Origin of the sequence: Synechococcus sp. PROS-U-1 (assembly GCF_014279755.1) — a bacterium.
Classification (GTDB): Bacteria; Cyanobacteriota; Cyanobacteriia; order PCC-6307; family Cyanobiaceae; genus Parasynechococcus.
Genome location: NZ_CP047951.1, coordinates 2,313,864 through 2,333,103, shown reverse-complemented (window position 1 = coordinate 2,333,103; position 19,240 = coordinate 2,313,864). Strand labels below are relative to the sequence as shown.

General features: G+C 63.5%; 20 protein-coding genes. 10 read left to right on the top strand and 10 right to left on the bottom strand.

Annotated features, from left to right (window positions below):
* Positions 1-5: 5 nt before the first annotated feature.
* A complete protein-coding gene (locus SynPROSU1_RS12705; protein WP_186570813.1) occupies positions 6-893 on the bottom strand; it encodes an NAD(P)-dependent oxidoreductase in 888 nt (295 codons plus the stop codon).
* Between the two features lie 72 nt (positions 894-965).
* Here SynPROSU1_RS12705 and SynPROSU1_RS12700 point away from each other — a divergent pair, with 72 nt between their 5' ends.
* The gene (locus SynPROSU1_RS12700) at positions 966-1,337 is read left to right on the top strand and encodes a hypothetical protein (RefSeq protein WP_186570812.1); all 372 of its coding nucleotides are present in this window, start codon (positions 966-968) and stop codon (positions 1,335-1,337) included.
* A gap of 8 nt (positions 1,338-1,345) precedes the next feature.
* Here the strand turns inward: SynPROSU1_RS12700 and pgk are convergent, their stop codons facing one another.
* Complete coding sequence (gene pgk / locus SynPROSU1_RS12695; protein ID WP_186570811.1) at positions 1,346-2,551, bottom strand: phosphoglycerate kinase; 1,206 nt, start codon at positions 2,549-2,551, stop codon at positions 1,346-1,348.
* A 118-nt stretch (positions 2,552-2,669) separates the two neighbouring features.
* Here pgk and ylqF point away from each other — a divergent pair, with 118 nt between their 5' ends.
* From ylqF to SynPROSU1_RS12680, 3 genes are all read left to right on the top strand, one after another.
* Positions 2,670-3,536: a ribosome biogenesis GTPase YlqF gene (gene ylqF / locus SynPROSU1_RS12690; RefSeq protein ID WP_186570810.1), complete on the top strand. Its 867-nt coding sequence runs from the start codon at positions 2,670-2,672 to the stop codon at positions 3,534-3,536.
* Complete coding sequence (locus SynPROSU1_RS12685; RefSeq protein WP_186570809.1) at positions 3,533-4,534, top strand: RluA family pseudouridine synthase; 1,002 nt, start codon at positions 3,533-3,535, stop codon at positions 4,532-4,534. Before ylqF ends, SynPROSU1_RS12685 begins: the two co-directional genes overlap by 4 nt.
* Positions 4,535-4,645: 111 nt before the next feature.
* On the top strand, positions 4,646-4,879 hold the full coding sequence (locus SynPROSU1_RS12680) for a hypothetical protein (RefSeq protein WP_186570808.1): 234 nt from the start codon (positions 4,646-4,648) through the stop codon (positions 4,877-4,879).
* A 2-nt stretch (positions 4,880-4,881) separates the two neighbouring features.
* Here SynPROSU1_RS12680 and SynPROSU1_RS12675 read toward each other — a convergent pair whose 3' ends face one another.
* On the bottom strand, positions 4,882-6,522 hold the full coding sequence (locus SynPROSU1_RS12675) for an ABC transporter ATP-binding protein (RefSeq protein WP_186570807.1): 1,641 nt from the start codon (positions 6,520-6,522) through the stop codon (positions 4,882-4,884).
* Between the two features lie 20 nt (positions 6,523-6,542).
* On the opposite strand from SynPROSU1_RS12675, the gene SynPROSU1_RS12670 reads away from it, so the two are divergent.
* Complete coding sequence (locus tag SynPROSU1_RS12670; RefSeq protein ID WP_186570806.1) at positions 6,543-8,876, top strand: bifunctional (p)ppGpp synthetase/guanosine-3',5'-bis(diphosphate) 3'-pyrophosphohydrolase; 2,334 nt, start codon at positions 6,543-6,545, stop codon at positions 8,874-8,876.
* Here SynPROSU1_RS12670 and SynPROSU1_RS12665 read toward each other — a convergent pair.
* Entirely contained in the window at positions 8,873-9,346 is a 474-nt protein-coding gene (locus tag SynPROSU1_RS12665) for a DUF2062 domain-containing protein (RefSeq protein WP_186570805.1), read from the bottom strand. The two genes, SynPROSU1_RS12670 and SynPROSU1_RS12665, sit on opposite strands and share 4 nt — an antisense overlap.
* A 48-nt stretch (positions 9,347-9,394) precedes the next feature.
* Here SynPROSU1_RS12665 and mnmE point away from each other — a divergent pair, with 48 nt between their 5' ends.
* Genes mnmE through SynPROSU1_RS12640 form a run of 5 tightly spaced genes read left to right on the top strand, consistent with a single transcriptional unit; the run spans position 9,395 to position 15,527 of the window.
* Positions 9,395-10,753: a tRNA uridine-5-carboxymethylaminomethyl(34) synthesis GTPase MnmE gene (gene mnmE / locus SynPROSU1_RS12660; protein ID WP_186570804.1), complete on the top strand. Its 1,359-nt coding sequence runs from the start codon at positions 9,395-9,397 to the stop codon at positions 10,751-10,753.
* 23 nt (positions 10,754-10,776) lie between these two features.
* A complete protein-coding gene (gene nadC / locus SynPROSU1_RS12655) occupies positions 10,777-11,616 on the top strand; it encodes a carboxylating nicotinate-nucleotide diphosphorylase (protein ID WP_186570803.1) in 840 nt (279 codons plus the stop codon).
* Between the two features lie 43 nt (positions 11,617-11,659).
* Complete coding sequence (gene argS, locus SynPROSU1_RS12650; protein WP_186570802.1) at positions 11,660-13,432, top strand: arginine--tRNA ligase; 1,773 nt, start codon at positions 11,660-11,662, stop codon at positions 13,430-13,432.
* Entirely contained in the window at positions 13,429-14,547 is a 1,119-nt protein-coding gene (locus tag SynPROSU1_RS12645) for a histidinol-phosphate transaminase (protein WP_186570801.1), read from the top strand. Before argS ends, SynPROSU1_RS12645 begins: the two co-directional genes overlap by 4 nt.
* Positions 14,544-15,527, top strand: coding sequence for an asparaginase (locus SynPROSU1_RS12640; RefSeq protein ID WP_186570800.1), 984 nt, complete (start codon positions 14,544-14,546; stop codon positions 15,525-15,527). Before SynPROSU1_RS12645 ends, SynPROSU1_RS12640 begins: the two co-directional genes overlap by 4 nt.
* Here the strand turns inward: SynPROSU1_RS12640 and SynPROSU1_RS12635 are convergent.
* From SynPROSU1_RS12635 to prfB, 6 genes are all read right to left on the bottom strand, one after another.
* Entirely contained in the window at positions 15,511-16,233 is a 723-nt protein-coding gene (locus tag SynPROSU1_RS12635; protein WP_186570799.1) for an MBL fold metallo-hydrolase, read from the bottom strand. The genes SynPROSU1_RS12640 and SynPROSU1_RS12635 overlap by 17 nt on opposite strands.
* 35 nt (positions 16,234-16,268) lie before the next feature.
* Positions 16,269-16,862: an aminodeoxychorismate/anthranilate synthase component II gene (locus SynPROSU1_RS12630; RefSeq protein WP_186570798.1), complete on the bottom strand. Its 594-nt coding sequence runs from the start codon at positions 16,860-16,862 to the stop codon at positions 16,269-16,271.
* Positions 16,863-16,876: 14 nt separating this feature from the next.
* A complete protein-coding gene (locus SynPROSU1_RS12625; RefSeq protein WP_255444915.1) occupies positions 16,877-17,284 on the bottom strand; it encodes a diacylglycerol kinase family protein in 408 nt (135 codons plus the stop codon).
* Between the two features lie 122 nt (positions 17,285-17,406).
* On the bottom strand, positions 17,407-17,907 hold the full coding sequence (gene ybeY / locus SynPROSU1_RS12620; RefSeq protein WP_186570797.1) for an rRNA maturation RNase YbeY: 501 nt from the start codon (positions 17,905-17,907) through the stop codon (positions 17,407-17,409).
* 2 nt (positions 17,908-17,909) lie between these two features.
* Positions 17,910-18,074, bottom strand: a complete 165-nt coding sequence (locus tag SynPROSU1_RS12615) for a DUF3285 domain-containing protein (protein WP_186572397.1) — start codon at positions 18,072-18,074, stop codon at positions 17,910-17,912.
* A 4-nt stretch (positions 18,075-18,078) separates the two neighbouring features.
* Positions 18,079-19,207, bottom strand: a protein-coding gene (prfB, locus tag SynPROSU1_RS12610) for a peptide chain release factor 2 (protein ID WP_222929885.1) whose coding sequence is annotated in 2 segments (ribosomal slippage) — positions 18,079-19,131 and positions 19,133-19,207 — 1,128 coding nt in all. Because the reading frame shifts where the segments join, the coding sequence is not laid out codon by codon here.
* Positions 19,208-19,240: the final 33 nt, after the last annotated feature.

Sequence of the window (19,240 nt, the reverse complement as noted above, 5' to 3'; positions counted from 1 at the left end):
AGCAATTAAGTCGCATCCTTCGGATCGTGCCAGCGATGCAGAGCAGACACGTCTTCATCGCCATGGCCGCCGTTGATTAGATCGAGTTCCAGCTGTTCCACTAGGGTTGTGACGGGTAGATCCAGCTGAACGGCCCGGGCCGCATCGAGGGCGATGCCTAGATCTTTCCGATGCAGGCTGAGGCGGAACCCGAGGGGATACGTGCCTTCGAGCATGGCGTTGCTGCGATGTTCGAGGGCCCATGATCCGGCTGCACCGCTTTTGAGGGCGTCGATCACGCGTGCCATCGGAAGATCCAGACGCTGGCCCAGCGCCACCGCCTCAGCGACGGCGGCATAGCTGCCAGCAACGAGGACTTGGTTCACCGCTTTGACCTGCTGTCCCCGCCCCACGGCGCCGAAGTGGTGGATGGCTGTTCCGATCACCTCGAGGATCGGCCGAACACGCTCCAGCGGCTCTTTGGCTCCTCCAACCAGAACGGTGAGACTGCCGCGGCTGGCACCTTCCGTGCCGCCGGTAACCGGGGCATCCAGGTAGTGGACGTTCTGGCGTGCCAGGCGCTCAGCACAACGTTGGGCAGTGGCGGGAGCAATGGTGGAGCAATCCAGCACCACGCTGTCGGCGGTCAGTTGTGATGCTGCTCCGTTTGGTCCGAACAGCACGTCCTCAACGGCTGCATCGTCGCTGATGCAAAGCAGTAGAACGTCAACGCCGACGCTGGCGTCGGCGGGGCTGGAACACCGCTGTGTATTTCGGAGCTCAGGCCTGGTTTCGGCTCTCCGGCTGCGGGTGTGCACCCGCAGCCGAAAGCCGGCACGGTGCAAATTAATCGCCATCGGCAAGCCAAGAGCCCCCAGCCCCACAAAGCCCAGGTTCAGGTCATATCTGGTCATGACTCAAGGGAAATCATTCAGATCCTGATCGATGTATGTCGCCAGATTGGATGCACTTTGAAGGCCTTATCCATGCGCATCTCCACCACCACCCTCGCCTTGGCTGCCGTGTTGGCGGCACCGGTGATGACGATGGCCCCATCGGCACTGGCGGGACGGGGGGAACGTTCGCCTGAACAGGTCAACGCTCTGTTCCAGGCCCGCAAGACCTGGTCGAAAGACAATTACCAGCGTCGTCTGGATCTGCTGCAGAGCCATCAGCGCTGCATCGATGCAGCAGCATCTGCGGACGCGCTGAAGCAGTGCCGTCAGCAGATGAAAAAAACCCGGAAATCCCTCAAGCAGGACTACCGGGCGTACATGAACAAGGTGCGGAATCAGCTGGGGCTTCCGGAACGCACCGGCAAGAAGCGCGATGCAAAGCGCCGGAAGCTCCAGGCTTGAACCGTTGATCAGGCGGCGTCCAGGGCAGCCACACCAGGCAGAACCTTGCCTTCCAGCAGCTCAAGGCTGGCGCCGCCACCGGTGGAGATGTGAGACATCTTCTCGGCGAGGCCTGCCTTCTCAACAGCTGCAACGGAGTCACCGCCGCCGATGATCGTGCAGCAGCCCTTGCCGCTCAGGTCTGCCAGGGTGGTGGCGATGGCGTTGGTGCCGGCCGCGAATTTGTCGAACTCGAACACGCCCATGGGGCCGTTCCAGATCACGGTTTGACAGTCGGCCAGGGCGTCCTGGAACACCTTGATCGAGTCGGGGCCGATGTCGAGGCCCATCCAGCCATCAGGAATGGCGTTGATGTCAGCGATCTGACTGTTGGCGTCGGGGGCGAAGTTGTCGGCCAGCATCACATCGGTGGGGAGCAGCAGCTGCACGCCCTTGGCTTTGGCCTTGGCTTCCAGCTCCTTGGCCAGTTCCAGCTTGTCCTCTTCCACCAGGCTCTTGCCCACTGCGAGGCCGCGGGCCTTGTAGAAGGTGAAGATCATGCCGCCGCCGATCAGCACCTTGTCGCACTTGTCGATCAGGGCCTCGAGCACGCCGATCTTGGAGCTCACCTTGGAGCCACCGACGATGGCGGCCAAGGGACGCTTGGGCTCATCCACAGCACCCTGCAGGTACTGAAGCTCCTTCTCCATCAGGAAGCCGGCGACGGAGGGCTTGAGGAACTTGGTCACGCCTTCGGTGGAGGCGTGGGCACGGTGGGCGGCGCCGAAGGCGTCGTTCACGTACACGTCAGCCAGGCTTGCCAGTTTCTCGGCGAAGCCTGCTTCGTTCTTCTCTTCCTCAGCGAAGAAGCGAACGTTTTCCAGCAGCACAACGTCACCGTTGGCCATGGCGCCCACCTTGGCTTCGGCATCAGGACCGATGCAGCTGTCGGTCTTGGTCACGGGCTTGCTCAGCAGTTCGCTCAGGCGAGCAGCCACAGGGGTCAGGCGCATGGCGTCGTTGACCTGGCCCTTGGGACGGCCGAAGTGAGCAGAGAGGATCACCTTGGCGCCCTTGCTGATCAGGTCGTTGATCGTGGGCAGGGCAGCACGGATACGGGTGTCGTCGGTGATCGCACCGGCATCGTTCAGGGGCACGTTGAAGTCAACCCGCACGAGAACGCGTTTGCCGCTCAGGTCGCCGGCTTGGAGGCTGGCCAGGGAACGCTTCGCCATAGGGTTGTCTCGTGCGGTAAGAAAACGGGGTGAGATTAACCCGTGTGAACGGCGATAGCGCCGGCCAGTTCAATCTGAATGTGTTTCAGCGGGCCACCTGTTCTGTGCGTTTGCGTTTGTGAGCACCCCAACGATTCAGTGGTATCCCGGCCACATCGCGAAGGCGGAGCAACAGCTCAAACGCCATCTCGACAAGGTGGATCTGGTGATCGAGGTCCGCGATGCCCGCATTCCCCTCGCCACAGGTCATCCCCATCTCAACCGCTGGCTGAAGGGCAAGCAGCACCTTTTGGTGATCAATCGGCGTGACATGGTCACAGCGGCCGCCAAGGAGGCCTGGGAGGCCTGGTTCAAGGCCCAGGGTCAGCGCACTGTTTGGTGTGATGCCAAGGCCGGTACCGGGGTGAAGCAGGTGCAGCAGGCAGCGATCCGTGCCGGCGATCAGCTCAACGAACGACGGCGTAACCGGGGGATGCGGCCCCGGCCGGTGCGGGCTCTCACGCTGGGATTTCCCAACGTGGGCAAGTCCGCATTGATCAATCGTTTGGTCAGGCAGAAGGTGGTGGCCAGTGCCCGGCGGGCCGGGGTGACGCGAACCTTGCGCTGGGTGCGGCTGGGGCAAGACCTGGATCTCCTCGATGCACCTGGAGTCCTGCCCCCTCGACTCGATGACCAGCAGGCGGCCTTACGGCTCGCCTTGTGTGACGACATCGGCCAGGCTGCCTACGACGGCGAATTGGTGGCTCAGGCGTTTTTGCAGTTGTTGATTGATGCCGAATCGCAGGCCGCGGCTGGTGTGACGATCCCGCTCCTGCAGGAGCGGTATGGCATTCCCCTGAGCGGTGAAACGGCGGACCCCGCCCTTTGGCTGGAGGCTGCAGCCTCCCGCCACACATCCGGTGAGACAGGGCGCATGGCCCAGCGTCTGCTGGACGATTTCCGTAAATCGGCCCTCGGCAGCATCGCCCTGGAGCTGCCGGCATGAGTCCGCAGTGGAAGCGTCCTCCGCTGCCGGAAGAGACCTTCACCGACCGTTTCGGACAGGGGGAGGGAGAGCTGGTCAATCTGACGTACCCCAAGCCGCTGCCGATGCGGCTGGACCGTTGGCTGGTTAGCCAGCGCACGGAGCAGAGTCGGGCCCGGATTCAGAAGTTCATCGACGCGGGGTATGTGCGCGTGAACGGCAAGACCGGCAAGGCCAAAACACCCCTGCGTCTCGGCGACGAAGTGCAGCTGTGGATGCCGCCTCCAGAGCCGCTGCCTTATCTCAAGCCGGAGCCGATGGATCTGGATGTGCTGTTTGAAGACGATCATCTGATCGTGCTCAACAAGCCCGCAGGTCTGACGGTTCACCCAGCACCGGGCAACAAGGACGGCACCCTGGTGAACGGTCTGCTGCATCACTGCCCGGATCTGCCTGGGATCAGCGGCAAGCTGCGCCCGGGGATTGTGCACCGTCTCGACAAAGACACCACCGGCTGCATCGTGATCGCCAAGAGCCAGGAGGCCCTGGTGCGACTGCAGGTTCAGATCCAGAAACGGATCGCGTCCCGCGAGTACTTCGCCGTTGTTCATGGTGTGCCCGACGGCGACTCCGGCTCGATCGTCGGGGCCATCGGTCGTCATCCGGTGGATCGCAAGAAATACGCCGTGGTCAGTACCGAAAACGGTCGTTACGCCTGCACCCACTGGACTCTTGTAGAGCGTCTCGGGGACTACTCCTTGTTGCGGTTCAAGCTCGACACCGGACGGACGCATCAGATTCGTGTCCACTGCGCCCATATGAATCACCCCGTTGTGGGGGATCCCACTTACAGCCGCTGTCGCAAATTGCCGATCGAATTGCCCGGCCAAGCGCTGCATGCTGTGCAGCTGGGGCTGGATCATCCGATCAGCCGCGAGCGGATGGTGTTTGAGGCACCCCTTCCCCCCGTGATGGAGAAGTTGCTGGGTGTGTTGCGGCGGCGCGCTTCATCGGGCTGATGGCAACGATCCGGGTCAGCATTCCCTGGCAGTCGTTCAGCGGCTGAGATCAGCGTCAGCGCTGAGAGGCCAGTGATTGAAACGGATGTGAGGGCTCGGCGTTGACCGGTGATGGAGAAGCTTGTTGGTGTGCGGCGTGAACTCTGGCCACCGGATCCGTGGCCTGCTGGACAAGGCCTGAATTCGCCCTTTGATGACTCATCATCCATGGGCCGATCGATGGTCATACGGGTTCTTTGCCGCAGGACTTGGCTGTCCGCACTGATCCGTTCGGTGCGCCGTGAGGTTCTTCCTGATGCCCTGCGTCGAAGACTGATTGTGGTTGACCTTCCGAAGGGCGTCTGAGCTCAACGGGGCAGCCGCGGACAGGCTTCAACGAGGGTTTGGCTGATCTGTGCCTGAGGGGCGCTGAAGATGCGGTCCCCAGGCCCTTCTTCAACAACCTTTCCTTGATCCAGCACCATCACCCGGTGACAGAAGCCACTGGCCACGGAGAGGTCATGGGTGATGAAAATGATCGCGAGGCCTAGCTCTTGCTGCAGCTCCCGCAGCAGAGCGAGAACATCTGCCTGCACCTCCGCATCGAGCATGCTGACGCTCTCGTCGCAGATCAGCACCTTGGGTTGCAACGCCAGGGCGCGCGCAATGGCCACCCGCTGCTGTTGACCGCCGGAGAGCTGCTTCGGCAGGCGCTCCTGAAACTGCTCTGCCGGGCTGAGCCCGACCCGTTCCAACAGGCGTCTGGCTTCCTCCCGGGCGGCAGCTTTCGAGCAGAGGCGATGGATCAACAATGGATCGGCGATCGCATCCGCCACCTGTAGAGCGGGATTCAGGCAGGCCAGAGGGTCCTGAAACACCATCTGGAGGGCTCGACGGGCGAACCGCAGCGCTTCTCCGCGCAGGTTCAGCAGATCCTGGCCCAGCAAGTCGACCCGTCCGCCGCGGATGGGATTGAGTCCCATCAGGGCCCGGCAGAGGGTGCTTTTGCCACAGCCGGATGCTCCGACAACCCCAAGGCTTTCCCCGGCTCTGAGCTCGAAACTCACCCCATCCACCGCTTTCAGCCAGATGGGAGACCAGGGCGTGCCACCCACGGCATGCCAGCAGCGCAGTTCCTCCACCTGCAGCACGCTGCTGTTGTCAGGACGTGCCGGCGACCTCCCACCTTCTCGGGCCTGAGCTGAGGCGACCAGGCGTTGCCCCACGGACGACTGCGGCCGGGTGAGCAGCTGACGGCTGGGGCCGTCCTCCACCTTGCGTCCGCCGTCGAGCATCGCCATGCGGTCGCACCAGCGGGCGGCCATGGCCAGGTCATGGCTGATCAGCAGCAAGGCACTGCCCAGCTCTTTGCAGAGACCGCTGAGCTGGGCCATCACCTGCCCTGCTACAGCCACATCCAGGCTGGTGGTGGGTTCATCGGCGATCAGCAGCGGCGGTTCCAGGGCAATCGCCAGAGCAATCGCCAGGCGTTGTCGCATGCCGCCGCTGAGCTCATGGGGGTAGGCCCGGAAGCGGTTGGCACTGATGCCCACCCGCTCCAGCAGTTGTCGGGCCCGTTCATGGTGGGCGGCGTTACTGGTGTCAGGGCGGTGGGCCCTGAGGGTGTCGATCAGATGTCCCCCCACGCTCATCAGCGGATTCATCCGCGTCATCGGGTCCTGGAACACCAGACCCACGGCCTCGCCCCGCAGCTGTCGTAACTGCGGTCGCCTGAGCTGGCGTGGATCCTGGCCGGTTAAGTCCAGCCGTCCTTCACAGACGGTTCCCCGCGGCAGCAGCTGCATCACGGCCCGGGCCACAGTGCTTTTGCCGCAGCCTGAGGACCCCACCAAGGCCAGCGTCTCCCCAGGCTCGAGCCTCAAGTTCAGCCCATCCAGCGTCCAGTGCTCACTGCCGGGATAGCGCAGTCGCAGTTGTTCGAGTTCCAGAACAGGCCGGCCCATGAACAGTGCGGCAGGAACGACGGGGGGTCCAGCACTGAATACCATGGATTAATCCTCTGGGTCGGATGCTCAACGCCGCCTCAACACCCAACGAGCCTCGAACCAGCACTGGTTCGGCTGCGGTGGCTTGTGTGTTGCCAGAAGTCCGGCGCCATCCCATCCGCCATCCCGATGACTACGACATCTCTCTGCCCGACTGGTTGAGGGAGTGCATCGCCAATGTGCTGCCGGGCATTGGCCAGAGCTGCCCAAGAGATGCCGAGGCACTGTTGGTGTCGGCCTTCGATTTCGGTTTTCAGCTCCACGAGGGACAGTTCCGGGCCAGTGGTGACCCCTACATCGTTCATCCGGTGGCCGTAGCGGATCTGTTGCGGGATATCGGCGCCAGTGCCCCCGTGATCGCCGCTGGGTTCCTCCATGACGTGGTCGAGGACACCGACGTCACCCCGGATCAGATCGAGCAGTACTTCGGTTCCGAGGTGCGTGAACTGGTGGAAGGTGTCACCAAGCTCGGCGGAATTCATTTCAACGACCGCACGGAAGCCCAGGCGGAGAATCTGCGGCGGATGTTCCTGGCGATGGCCAGTGACATCCGCGTGGTGCTGGTAAAGCTGGCGGACCGGTTGCACAACATGCGCACCCTTGGTGCCCTGAAGGAGGAGAAGCGCCAGCGGATCGCTCGCGAAACACGCGAGATCTATGCATCCCTCGCCAACCGGCTCGGCATCGGCCGCTTCAAGTGGGAGCTGGAGGACCTGGCGTTCAAATTGCTGGAACCGGAGGCCTTCCGCGAGATTCAAGAGGAGGTGGCGACCAAGCGCAGCGAGAGGGAGGAACGGCTCGGCGTCACGGTGGGGCTGCTGAATGAACGGCTGGAACGGGCCGGCCTAGAGCACTGCGAGGTGACGGGTCGCCCCAAGCATCTCTATGGCATCTGGAGCAAGATGCAACGTCAGCAGAAAGAGTTTAACGAGATCTTCGACGTGGCGGCGTTGCGGATTCTCACCACCAATGTCGAGAGCTGTTACCGCGCGCTTGCGGTGGTTCACGACACGTTCCGTCCGATTCCAGGCCGGTTCAAGGACTACATCGGGTTGCCGAAACCCAACGGTTACCAATCCCTCCATACGGCGGTGATCGGTCGGCATCGCCCGATCGAAGTGCAGATCCGCACCCTTGAGATGCACCATGTGGCCGAATTCGGGATTGCGGCCCATTGGAAGTACAAGGAAGGAGGATCGCCGGCCAGCAGCAGCAGTGATGCGGAGCGCTTCAACTGGCTGCGTCAGCTGGTGGATTGGCAACAGGAAGGCGGGAATGACGATCACAACGACTACCTCTCATCAATCAAGGAAGACCTGTTTGACGAAGAGGTGTTTGTGTTCACCCCGAAGGGTGATCTGCTCGGTTTGCGCAAGGGGGCAACGGCTGTCGATTTCGCTTATCGCATCCACTCCGAGGTCGGCGACCACTGCCATGGCGCTCGAATCAATGATCGGCTCTGCCCTCTGGCCACACCGCTGCAGAACGGTGATTTCGTTCAGGTGCTCACCAGCAAGACAGCTCACCCGAGCCTGGATTGGCTGAACTTTGTGGCCACGCCGACGGCGCGCAACCGTATTCGCCAGTGGTACAAGCGCAGCCACCGCGATGAAACGATCGAACGGGGCAAGGATCTGCTGGAGCGGGAGCTAGGGCGTGATGGCTTCGATGCCCTGCTGAACAGTGAGGCAATGCAGCGGGTGGCGCAACGCTGCAATGTGCCCACCACCGAGGATCTGCTGGCATCACTGGGGTTCGGTGATGTCACGCTGCAGCAGGCGCTCAACCGTTTGCGGGAGGAGATGCGTCTGCTGGCGGAACAGCAGCAGGCCCCACCCAGCAACGAAGAGGTGGCGATGGCTCTGGTGCCATCGCGGGATGTGGAGCAGGACCGTTCCGGAGGCGAAGGCGCGATCCTGGGGCTGGAGGGCTTGGACTACCGGCTCGGTGGATGTTGCAGCCCGCTGCCGGGCGAGTTGATCGTGGGCACGGTGGCCCTCGGCAATCACGGCATCACCATCCACCGGCAGGACTGCTCCAACGTGGAGACGATTCCTCGGGAACGGCGTCTGCCTGTGCGCTGGAACACCACCCACGCCGAACGGGAGAAACAGCGCTTCCCGGTGCAGCTGCGGATCGAGGTGATCGATCGCGTTGGCATCCTCAAGGACATCCTGATGCGCCTCTCCGATGGCGCTATCAACGTCAGTGATGCCAGGGTGACCACGGCATCGGGCCGGCCAGCCCGCATTGATCTGCGGGTTGAGTTGGATGGTGCGGATCAGCTCAGCCGCACCATGGACCAGATCCGCTCGATGGCGGATGTGATCGGGATTGCCCGGGTGGGCACGAGCTAGCGGCCCCTGTTCACGACTGCAAGTGCCTCACGCCGCAGAAACAGTCGATAGGCCATCCAGCCGCTGGCGATCGCCAGCACCATCCCCACAACGGTGGAGCCGAGCAGGATGCGCTGGGTGAAGTCCCATCCCTGGGCCCACAGGGTGCTGCGATTGAGCTCCGCCAGGTTCGTGGCTGCCTGACCAGGGCCCAGCAGCTGACAGCCCACCAGGTAGTTGAACCAGTAGAGGGGCAGATAGGTGAGGGGGTTGCTCACCAAGGTGCCAGCTGCGGCGAGCAGGTGATTGCCACGCACCAGGGTTGCAACGCCCACGCTGAGAAAGATCTGCAGCCCGAAAAAGGGGTAGCAACCGCAGAACATGCCGGCGGCAAGGCCACGGGCCCTTTGCCCCGGGGTTCCTTCCTGTCTCCACAACCAGAGGACCCCGCGGCGCATCCGGATGCGACTGAAGCGCAACAACCGGCGCATGAACCCAGCGAAAGACGGCTGGATCCTAGGTATGGATCACCAGCAGCGATGGCTGTGCCCAGCACCGACACGATTGCGGCGGTGGCCACTGCAGTGGCTCCAGGCCAGGGCGGCATCGCCGTGATTCGTCTATCCGGGCCTGCTGCGGAAACGGCGGGGCGCAACGTTGTGCACTGCCCGGGCCGGCAGGAGTGGGGCTCTCACCGGGTGCTTTACGGCCATGTGATTAATGCAGAGGGCCAACGTCTCGATGAAGTGCTGCTGGTGCTGATGCGTGGGCCCCGCAGTTTCACCGGCGAAGACGTGGTGGAGATCCATTGCCACGGCGGGGTGATCGCTGTTCAGCGGGTGCTCGAACAGGTGCTGGGGCAGCCGGGAGTCCGTCGGGCCTTGCCTGGCGAGTTCAGCCAACGGGCGGTGCTCAACGGTCGGCTCGACCTCACCCGCGCCGAGGCGGTGAGTGAGCTGGTGGCGGCCCGCAGCCGCCGGGCGGCCGAGTTGGCGATGGCTGGCCTTGATGGCGGGATCCAAGTCCAGATCACAGGTCTGCGGGAACGGCTGTTGGACCAGCTCACCGAGCTGGAGGCTCGGGTGGATTTCGAGGAGGACCTGCCACCCTTGGATGGCGATGCATTGCTGCAGCAGCTGCAAGCTGTGCGTGTCGAGCTTGAGCAGCTAGTGCGCGATGGAGAGCGGGGCGATGCCCTGCGCCAGGGCCTGCGGGTGGCGCTGGTGGGTCGCCCCAACGTGGGCAAGAGTTCCCTCCTCAACCGTCTGAGCCGCCGCGAGCGGGCCATCGTGACCGATCTGCCTGGCACCACCCGGGATCTGCTGGAGAGCGAGATCGTTCTGGAGGGGGTGCCGATCACCCTGCTCGACACCGCCGGCATCCGCAGCACCGATGATGCGGTGGAGCAGCTGGGGATTGCCCGCAGCGAGGAAGCGTTGGCCACGGCTGATGTGGTGCTGTTGGTGCTGGATGGCCATGCGGGCTGGACCGCCGAAGATGCAGCCTTGCTGGCGCGCATCCCGGAGCAGATTCCCAGGATTCTTGTCGCCAACAAGGCGGATCTCTCTGCCGGGTCGTTCCCCCAGCCGGTGGATGTTCACCTGTCCGCGTTGGAGGGCACGGGTGAAGCGGCCCTGGTGCAGGCCCTGCTCGATCGTTGTGGTGCTGCAGGAACCGACGGCATGTTGGTGGCGCTGAACCAACGTCAGCGTGATCTGGCAGCGCGGGCGGCTGAGGCCCTGGCCCGCAGCCAAGAGGTGGCAGCGCAGCAGCTGCCCTGGGACTTCTGGACCATCGACCTGCGGGAGGCGATCCGATCCCTGGGGGAAATCACCGGGGAAGAGCTCACCGAAGCGGTGCTGGATCGGGTGTTTTCGCGCTTCTGCATCGGAAAATAGACGGATCGGACTTCAGGAACCGTTTGGACTGGCAATCCCCGGCACTCATCGCTGCGTTGGAGACCTGGCTGGAGGAAGACATCGGTCGCGGTGATCTGACGGCTGCTGCGTTGAAGGGCCAGCAGGGTCAAGCCCATTGGGTCGCCAAACAGGCGGGGCGGTTCTGCGGTGGCCCGTTGGTGCAGCGCTTGTTCCAGCGCCTTGATCCTGGGGTGAGGGTGCGTTTGCTGCGGGAGGACGGCGCCGCCGTCGCTGAGGGCGAATGCCTGCTCGAGCTGCAGGGGCCTGCAACGGCTTTGGTGGCAGGAGAACGCACCGCCTTGAATCTGGCCATGCGGTTGTCGGGCATTGCCACGGCCACCGCTGAGCTGGTGGCCCAACTTCAGGGCACGGGTGTGCGTCTTGCCGACACCCGCAAGACCACCCCTGGGCTTCGCGTGCTGGAGAAATACGCCGTGCGCTGCGGTGGTGGCATCAACCACCGCATGGGGCTCGATGACGCGGCCATGCTCAAGGAGAACCACATCGCTTGGGCGGGGGGCATCACGGCGGCCATCGCGGCCGTGCGTGAGCAGGCTCCCTGGCCCACGGCTGTGATTGTGGAAGCGGAGACGGAGGCCCAGGCGCTGGAAGCGGTGCAGGCGGGCGCCAATGGAGTGCTCCTTGATGAGTTCACCCCCGAGCAGCTCGCGGCCCTGGTGCCGCGCCTGCGGGATTCCAGCACCCGTGTGGTGGTGCTTGAGGCCTCGGGCATTCAGCCCGAACAGCTGCAGGCCTACGCCGCCACCGGTATTGATTTGATCTCCACCAGTGCGCCGGTCACCCGCAGCCGCTGGCTGGATCTGAGCATGCGTTTCACCTGAAGAGGGATGATCAGAGCCGGATTCCCCCGGCCACGCACCGCCCATGCTCAGCCTGTCCCAGTCCCTGGATGCCCAGTTGCGGGCGGCGATGCAACGGGCCTTCCCTGAGGCAGACGCGGTGCTGGATCCCCAGCTGGCACCGGCGAGCAAGCCGGAATTTGGCGACTTTCAAGCCAACGGTGCGCTGCCCCTGGCCAAGCCGCTGAAGCAGGCCCCACGGCAGATAGCTACGGCGATTGTGGATCAGCTGCAGGCTGATACGGCCTTTACGGAACTGTGCCTGGAGCCTCAGATCGCCGGGCCTGGCTTCATCAACCTCACGATTCGCCCGGAGCGGCTGGCGGCGGAGGTGTCGGCGCGGCTGGGGGACGAGCGGCTCGGCGTACCGGCGGTGACGAACAAGGCGCCGGTGGTGGTCGACTTCTCGAGCCCCAACATTGCCAAGGAGATGCATGTGGGGCATCTGCGCTCCACGATCATTGGCGATTCGCTGGCGCGGGTGCTGGAGTTCCGTGGCCATCCCGTGCTGCGCCTCAATCATGTGGGCGACTGGGGCACCCAGTTCGGCATGTTGATTACCCATCTCAAGCAGGTGGCGCCGGAAGCACTGGAGACCGCCGATGCGGTGGATCTGGGAGACCTGGTGGCCTTCTACCGAGAGGCCAAGAAGCGCTTCGATGACGATGAAGCCTTCCAGTCCACCTCCCGCGATGAGGTGGTGAAGCTGCAGGGGGGCGATCCGGTGTCGCTCAAGGCCTGGGGCTTGCTCTGCGATCAGTCGCGGCGTGAGTTCCAGAAGATCTACGACAGGCTCGACATTCGCCTGACCGAGCGCGGCGAATCGTTCTACAACCCATTTTTGGCTGCGGTGATTGATGGCTTGAAGGACGCTGAGCTGCTGGTCACCGATGACGGTGCTCAGTGTGTGTTCCTTGAGGGTGTTCAGGGCAAGGACGGCAAGCCCCTCCCGGTGATCGTGCAGAAGAGTGATGGCGGCTTCAACTACGCCACCACTGATCTGGCGGCGATCCGCTACCGCTTTGGTGCGGCTCCGGAGGGGGATGGTGCACGCCGCGTGGTGTATGTCACCGATGCCGGTCAGGCCAATCATTTTGCCGGGGTGTTCCAGGTGGCCGAGCGGGCCGGCTGGATCCCTGAAGACGCTCGCCTCGAGCACGTGCCCTTCGGTCTGGTGCAGGGGGAAGATGGCAAAAAACTCAAAACCCGCGCGGGCGACACGGTGCGTCTGCGGGATCTGCTCGACGAAGCCGTCGAGCGCGCCGAGACTGATCTGCGCTCACGCCTGAAGGAGGAGGAGCGCGGCGAGTCGGAGGAGTTCATCCAGCATGTGGCAGGGACTGTTGGCTTGGCGGCAGTGAAATACGCCGACCTGAGCCAGAACCGAATCACCAACTACCAGTTCTCCTTCGATCGGATGCTGGCGTTGCAGGGCAACACGGCGCCCTATCTCCTGTATGCCGTCGTGCGCATTGCCGGCATCGCCCGCAAGGGGGGAGACCTTGCGGCCACCACCGCGCAGCTGCAGTTCAGTGAGCCTCAGGAATGGTCCCTGGTGCGGGAGCTGCTCAAGTTCGATGCCGTGATCGCTGAGGTGGAGGAGGAGCTGCTGCCCAACCGTTTGTGCAGCTACCTGTTCGAGCTCAGCCAGGTGTTCAACCGCTTCTACGACCAGGTGCCGGTGCTTAAGGCCGATCCTGAAGCTTTGGCATCCCGCCTCGCCCTCTGCCGTTTGACAGCTGACACCCTCAGACTGGGGCTCGGACTGCTGGGCATCGCCACCCTGGACCGCATGTGAACGACAACATCCAACCGTTCACGCCCGGTGGCGCTCCATCGGCCCGCGCTCCAGTTGAGCAGCTCAAGGCCTACAGCGCTCCGTTGGAGGGCCGCCGCAAGATGCTGCGGCTGGACTTCAACGAGAACACGATCGGCCCCAGCCCTCTGGTGGCCCAGGCGCTGCGTCACTTCAGCACCGAGGAGATTGCTGTTTATCCGGAGTACGACGGCCTCCGGGAGGCGCTGCTCCAGAACCTGGTGGAGACCGGATGCCGGCCGGAGTTGAAGGCTGATCAGGTGGGCCTGTTCAACGGTGTGGATGCTGCCATTCATGCCGTGTTTCAGGCTTATGGCGATGCCGGTGAGACGTTGCTGACGACAGCGCCCACCTTTGGTTACTACAGCCCCTGCGCTGGGATGCAGGGCATGACGATCGAGGCGATCCCCTACCAAGGCGAGACGTTCGACTTTCCCCTGGCCGCCATTCAGCAAGCGTTGGAGGCCCAAGCGCCGCGGTTGCTGCTGATCTGTAATCCGAACAATCCCACCGGCACGCGCTTGGCGGCAGAAGAGGTGATTGCCCTGGCGGCTGCTGCTCCAAGCACGTTGGTGGTGGTGGATGAGCTCTACGAGGCCTTCACCGGGGACAGCGTGCTGCCGAGCGCTGATTTCACGGCCACACCGAACCTGCTGGTGTTCCGCTCCCTGGCCAAAACGGCCGGTCTGGCGGGCTTGCGTATTGGCTTTGCCATTGGCCATGCCGATGTGGTCGATCGGGTGAGCCGTGTCACGGGGCCCTACGACGTCAATAGCGTGGCCGTGGCCGCGGCGTTCGCGGCTCTGGCGGATCAGTCGTATGTGGACGCCTATGTGGCCGAGGTGCTCCGGGCTCGTGAGTGGACCTTGCAGGGGCTGCGGGACGCTGGCGTGCGCCACCACTGCGATGGCGGAAACTATCTGCTGATCTGGCCCCAACGCCCGGTGGCGGAGGTGGATGCGGTGCTGCGGCAGGCCGGAATCCTGGTGCGTTCGATGGCCGGCAAGCCGCTGATTGATGGTTGTTTTCGGGTGAGCATCGGCACCACCAGCCAGATGCAGCGCTTCTTGGAAGCGTTCCTCCCCCTGGAGCAATGAACCGCCTGCTGCTGCTGGCCACCGGCGGCACCATCGCCGGCTGTGCCGACGACAGTTCAACGCTGAACGACTACACCGCGGGCGTGCTGGAGGGAGATGCCCTGCTCGCGGCGGTGCCGCAGCTGCAGGGCCTGGCGGCGATCAGCGTTGAGCAGGTCGCCAATGTCGACAGTGCCGACCTGCGCTTTGAGCACTGGCGCGCTTTGGTGGGGCGCATTCGTGATGCCTTTGCGGCGGACCCCGAGCTGGCCGGGGTGGTGATCACCCATGGCACCAACACGTTGGAGGAAACCGCCTGGTTGTTGCAGCTGTTGATCGACGATCCCCGGCCGGTGGTGTTGGTGGGAGCAATGCGGCCGGCCACAGCCCTCAGCGCCGATGGGCCATTGAATCTGTTGCAGGCGGTGCAGGTGGCCTTGAGCCTTGAAGCCCGCGGCCATGGCGTGCTGGTGGTGATGGATGGCCAGATCCATGGCGCCGAGCGGGTCACCAAGGTGGCCACCCAGGGGGTCGGTGCCTTTGCCAGTCCCGGCAGCGGGCCGTTGGGCTGGGTGGATGACGTCGGCGTTCACCTGCCAACGGCGAGCGGATCCCGGCAGGTGCCCTTCGCTGGGCTCGCTTTACCGGAGCAATGGCCCCAGGTGCCGATCCTTTACGGGTGTGTGGAGCCCGAGCCGCTCATGCTCACCGCATGCATCAACGCTGGTGTTGAGGGCCTCGTGTTCACTGGCACTGGAGCGGGTCAATTGTCGGAGGCTGAGCGTTCAGCTCTTCAGGCGTGCCAAGGAACGCGGCCGTTGATGCTCCGGGCCAACCGCTGTGGGTCTGGACCCGTGCACCTCCATCCTGAAGATGAACAACTTGGGCTGCTGCCAGCAGGAAGCCTCAACCCCCAGAAAGCACGGGTGTTGGTGTTGTTGGCTCTGCTGGACGGCTGGCACAGAGATCAGCTGGTTGCACTGATCACTGCATCACCGTGATCACGGTGGTGTCGTCGAGGTTGCCCGGCAGGGCTTGCGATCGGCCAACACGGCGCACTGCGGTTCCACCCATGGCATCGAGGAAGGGTTGTACACCCTCTTGATCACACCCTTCAGGGGCATCGCCGTTGACGTACTGCACCGGAATCACGCGTTTGGGATTCAACTGATTCACCACTGCCGCGGCTTCCTCGGCGTTGTAAATCTTGCTGCCACCGCCAACGCCGATGATCAGCACATCTGGGTTGCCCAGCAGCACCCTGTCGGCGGCGGTGAGTTCTCCAGCTGTGGCACCGAGATGGGCAAAGCTGAGGCCCCCTTGCTGCCAGCGCCAGAGGGTGGCGTTGCCAAAGCGGCGCCCGCCCATCCGGTCGTGGGGGCTCGCAAAGCCCTCCAGGTTTAGGCCACCAATGCGATAAGACCCCGGTTGCGCCAGAAAGCGACCTCCGCCAACACCGCGGGCCCCTTCATCGGCGAGTTCGGAGTTGGCCAGAACGACGCCGGCCGTCAGCCGAGGTTCCGGGAGGCCTGCGGCACAACCCACTGCCTTGTAGGGATTGAGCAGGACCGTCTGCCCGCCGCCTTGGATCAGCAGGGCCCGTTGCCCGTAGCTGCTGATCGACACCCCACCCCCCGCCAAGGCCGGAGACGTCAGGCTCAGTGCCAGGCCTGCAGCGGCGGTCACAGCGGAACGCAGGACGGACATGGGCGGGAATGAACTTGCTCTGGACGCTAACAGCGTTATCCCTCAGCTTCCCGCAGGAAGTTGGCCAGCAGTTGATGGCCTTGATCGGTGAGCACGCTTTCAGGGTGGAACTGCACCCCCTGCAGGTGGTGATGCTCGCGATGCCGCAGGCCCATGATCGTGCCGTCGTCGAGCCAGGCGGTCACTTCGAGGCAGTCCGGCAGGGTGTCGCGTTCGGCGATCAGGGAGTGATAGCGGGTGGCCGTCAGCGGTTGGGGCAGGCCTGCAAACACGCCGTCGCCTTTGTGCAGCACAGGCGAGGTCTTGCCATGCATCTGCTGCTGGGCGCGCACCACCCGGCCGCCGTGCACCTGGGCGATGGCCTGATGGCCCAAACACACGCCAAGCGTGGGCACCGTTGCTGAGAGTTCTTTGAGGATGTCCAGGCAGACGCCCGATTGATCGGGGTCGCCAGGACCTGGCGACAACAAAATGGCGTCGGGCTTTAGGGCACGGATCTGCTCGAGGCTGATGGCGTCATTGCGATGCACCTCCAGGTCTGCCGCCAACGGATGCTGGGCGGCGAGCTCACCGAAATACTGCACCAGGTTGAAGGTGAAGCTGTCGTAGTTGTCGATGACCAGCAGCATCTGCGAATCGGGAGTCAGAGCCCCAGGCGGAGCAACAAGGGCGGAAGAAGGAGAAACAGAGCGATCAACAAGGAGCTGATGGCCGCTGTCAGCACGGCGGCGGCAGCACAGTCTTTGGCGATGCGGGCCAATGGGTGATAGCGACGGCCAATGGCCAGATCCACTACCGCTTCCATCGCTGTGTTCAGCAGCTCCAACACGAGAACGGCAGCCACCGTAAGCACCAGCACGGCCAGGCGGATGAGGTCGAGTTGAAGCCAGGCGGCGAGACCAAACACCACCAGCCCCGTCACCACATGGATGCGGAAGTTTCGCTGGGTGAGGAAGGCGTAGCCAAGGCCCTGGGCGGCATAGCGAAAGCTCGCTGGGAGATCACCAGCGATGCGCCAGCTACCCCGTCGTCGCATCGAGTTGGGGATCATCGTCACCTCCTCCGATGCTGCGTCTGCGGATGGTCTCCGGGGCGATTCGGTGGTCATCGGAACGGAATTCGGCATCCGCAGGGCACATGCCCGCTCACCGAAGCCTACCCGGGTTGTCCAGATCACTCCTCGTCAAGAAGCCTCTCCTGTAGAGCGAGCATCGCGGCCAGGCTGTCGTCATCGGGATGGTCCCAGCCCAGCAGGTGGAGCAGGCCATGGCTCACCAGCCAGCCCAATTCGCGCTGCAGGCTGTGGCCCTGCTCATGGGCCTGCCGCCGGGCCGTTTCAAGAGAAACCACGATGTCCCCCAGTTCGATGCTGGGTCCCTCCATCCAGTCGCCAGCGTCGTCGAGAGCCGCAAAAGACAACACATCCGTAGGGCCTGTTTTCTGGCGCCAGGAGCTGTTCAAATCCGCGATGTTGGCGTCATCGGTGAAGCGCAGCCCCAGGCTTAGCTCTTCCGCCGCGCGCACCAGGGTTGGGCAGTCGAGGCTCTCATCCCCACAGATGCTGTTCAGCCAATGCTTCAACTGCTGGAGCCAGGCCGTTTCATCAAGCAGATCGGTGCTGTCGGAGTGTTGCAGCGTCACCCCCTCCCGATCCAGTGCGAGGTCGAGCTCCATGCCTACCCCGGCAGGGTCGGACGCCCCAGCCATGCCACGAGGGTGATGAAGCCGAGGAATCCCATGGCGGTGAGGCCGAAGTGAAACAGGCTCTTGCTGCCCTTGCGCACCATGTTGCGCATCGCCTGTTTGACGAAGCTCGGGGGTGGGGTGCTGTCGGTGGCCATGGGGTCAGGAATCGGCGTCGGCGCCGGGGCTGTCGACACCCTGGCGCAAAGAGGCGTCGATGAACGGGTCGAGGGCTCCATCCATCACCGCTTGCACATCGTTGGTTTCTTCATTCGTGCGCAGGTCTTTCACCATTTGGTATGGCTGAAACACATAGTTGCGGATCTGGTTGCCCCAGGCCGCTTCAACAATGTCGCCGCGGATGTCGGCGATTTCGGCCGCCCGTTGCTCCTGGGCGATCACCAGCAATTTGGCCATCAGCAACGCCATCGCCTTCTCCTTGTTCTGAAGCTGGGATCGCTCCTGGGTGCAGCGCACAAACAGCCCGGTGGGGATGTGCAGGATGCGCACAGCCGTTTCCACCTTGTTCACGTTCTGGCCACCCGCGCCGCCCGAGCGGCTGGTGGTGATCTCCAGGTCCTTTTCAGGAATGTCGAGCTTGACGTCCTCCTCGATCTTGGGCATCACCTCCACACCGGCAAAGCTGGTCTGGCGCTTGTCGTTGGCGTTGAACGGTGAGATGCGCACCAGGCGATGGGTACCTTTCTCATTGCGCAGGTAGCCGTAGGCGTAGCGCCCTTCGATTTCGATCGTGCAGCTCTTGATCCCGGCTTCTTCCCCTTCGGAGAGTTCGTCCACGGTCACCTTCATGCCGTGGTCTTCGGCCCAGCGGGTGTACATGCGCAACAGCATCTGCGCCCAGTCCTGGGCATCCGTTCCACCGGCCCCTGCATTGATGCTGAGGACAGCGCCCTCTTTGTCGTATTCGCCGCTGAGCAGGCGCTCCAGCTCCCAACGGTCCAGCCCTTGGCGCAGCTGGTTCAGGCCGTTCTGGGCTTCCTGCAGCAGGTCTTCGTCGGGTTCCAGCTCGTAGAGCTCAAGGGTGGCCTTGGCATCGTCCACAGCGCCGCTCCATCCGGCCAGCTGACTCAGCTGTGCCTTCACCTCGTCCAGGCGCCGCATCTGCTTCTGGGCGTTCTTCTGGTCATCCCAGAAATCAGGCTGGGCGGCGAGTTGCTCGAGATCCTGTTGCCTTGCGTTCAGAGCAGGAACGTCAAAGACAGTCCTGGGCATTGCCCAGGCGGTCAGTGAGCTCGGAGAGATCGCGTTTGAAGTCGGTGAGATCCAGCAAGGACTCGGTCCTGATCAGCTTCTGACGCTATCA

What these genes read in the sequence shown, in the direction of transcription:
- SynPROSU1_RS12705 (WP_186570813.1), bottom strand. Translation starts at nt 893, where the DNA reads ATGACCAGATATGACCTGAACCTGGGCTTTGTGGGGCTGGGGGCTCTT.
- SynPROSU1_RS12700 (WP_186570812.1), top strand. Translation starts at nt 966, where the DNA reads ATGCGCATCTCCACCACCACCCTCGCCTTGGCTGCCGTGTTGGCGGCA.
- pgk (WP_186570811.1), bottom strand. Translation starts at nt 2,551, where the DNA reads ATGGCGAAGCGTTCCCTGGCCAGCCTCCAAGCCGGCGACCTGAGCGGC.
- SynPROSU1_RS12685 (WP_186570809.1), top strand. Translation starts at nt 3,533, where the DNA reads ATGAGTCCGCAGTGGAAGCGTCCTCCGCTGCCGGAAGAGACCTTCACC.
- SynPROSU1_RS12680 (WP_186570808.1), top strand. Translation starts at nt 4,646, where the DNA reads ATGGAGAAGCTTGTTGGTGTGCGGCGTGAACTCTGGCCACCGGATCCG.
- SynPROSU1_RS12675 (WP_186570807.1), bottom strand. Translation starts at nt 6,522, where the DNA reads ATGGTATTCAGTGCTGGACCCCCCGTCGTTCCTGCCGCACTGTTCATG.
- SynPROSU1_RS12670 (WP_186570806.1), top strand. Translation starts at nt 6,543, where the DNA reads ATGCTCAACGCCGCCTCAACACCCAACGAGCCTCGAACCAGCACTGGT.
- SynPROSU1_RS12665 (WP_186570805.1), bottom strand. Translation starts at nt 9,346, where the DNA reads ATGCGCCGGTTGTTGCGCTTCAGTCGCATCCGGATGCGCCGCGGGGTC.
- mnmE (WP_186570804.1), top strand. Translation starts at nt 9,395, where the DNA reads ATGGCTGTGCCCAGCACCGACACGATTGCGGCGGTGGCCACTGCAGTG.
- argS (WP_186570802.1), top strand. Translation starts at nt 11,660, where the DNA reads ATGCTCAGCCTGTCCCAGTCCCTGGATGCCCAGTTGCGGGCGGCGATG.
- SynPROSU1_RS12640 (WP_186570800.1), top strand. Translation starts at nt 14,544, where the DNA reads ATGAACCGCCTGCTGCTGCTGGCCACCGGCGGCACCATCGCCGGCTGT.
- SynPROSU1_RS12635 (WP_186570799.1), bottom strand. Translation starts at nt 16,233, where the DNA reads ATGTCCGTCCTGCGTTCCGCTGTGACCGCCGCTGCAGGCCTGGCACTG.
- SynPROSU1_RS12630 (WP_186570798.1), bottom strand. Translation starts at nt 16,862, where the DNA reads ATGCTGCTGGTCATCGACAACTACGACAGCTTCACCTTCAACCTGGTG.
- SynPROSU1_RS12625 (WP_255444915.1), bottom strand. Translation starts at nt 17,284, where the DNA reads ATGATCCCCAACTCGATGCGACGACGGGGTAGCTGGCGCATCGCTGGT.
- ybeY (WP_186570797.1), bottom strand. Translation starts at nt 17,907, where the DNA reads ATGGAGCTCGACCTCGCACTGGATCGGGAGGGGGTGACGCTGCAACAC.
- SynPROSU1_RS12615 (WP_186572397.1), bottom strand. Translation starts at nt 18,074, where the DNA reads ATGGCCACCGACAGCACCCCACCCCCGAGCTTCGTCAAACAGGCGATG.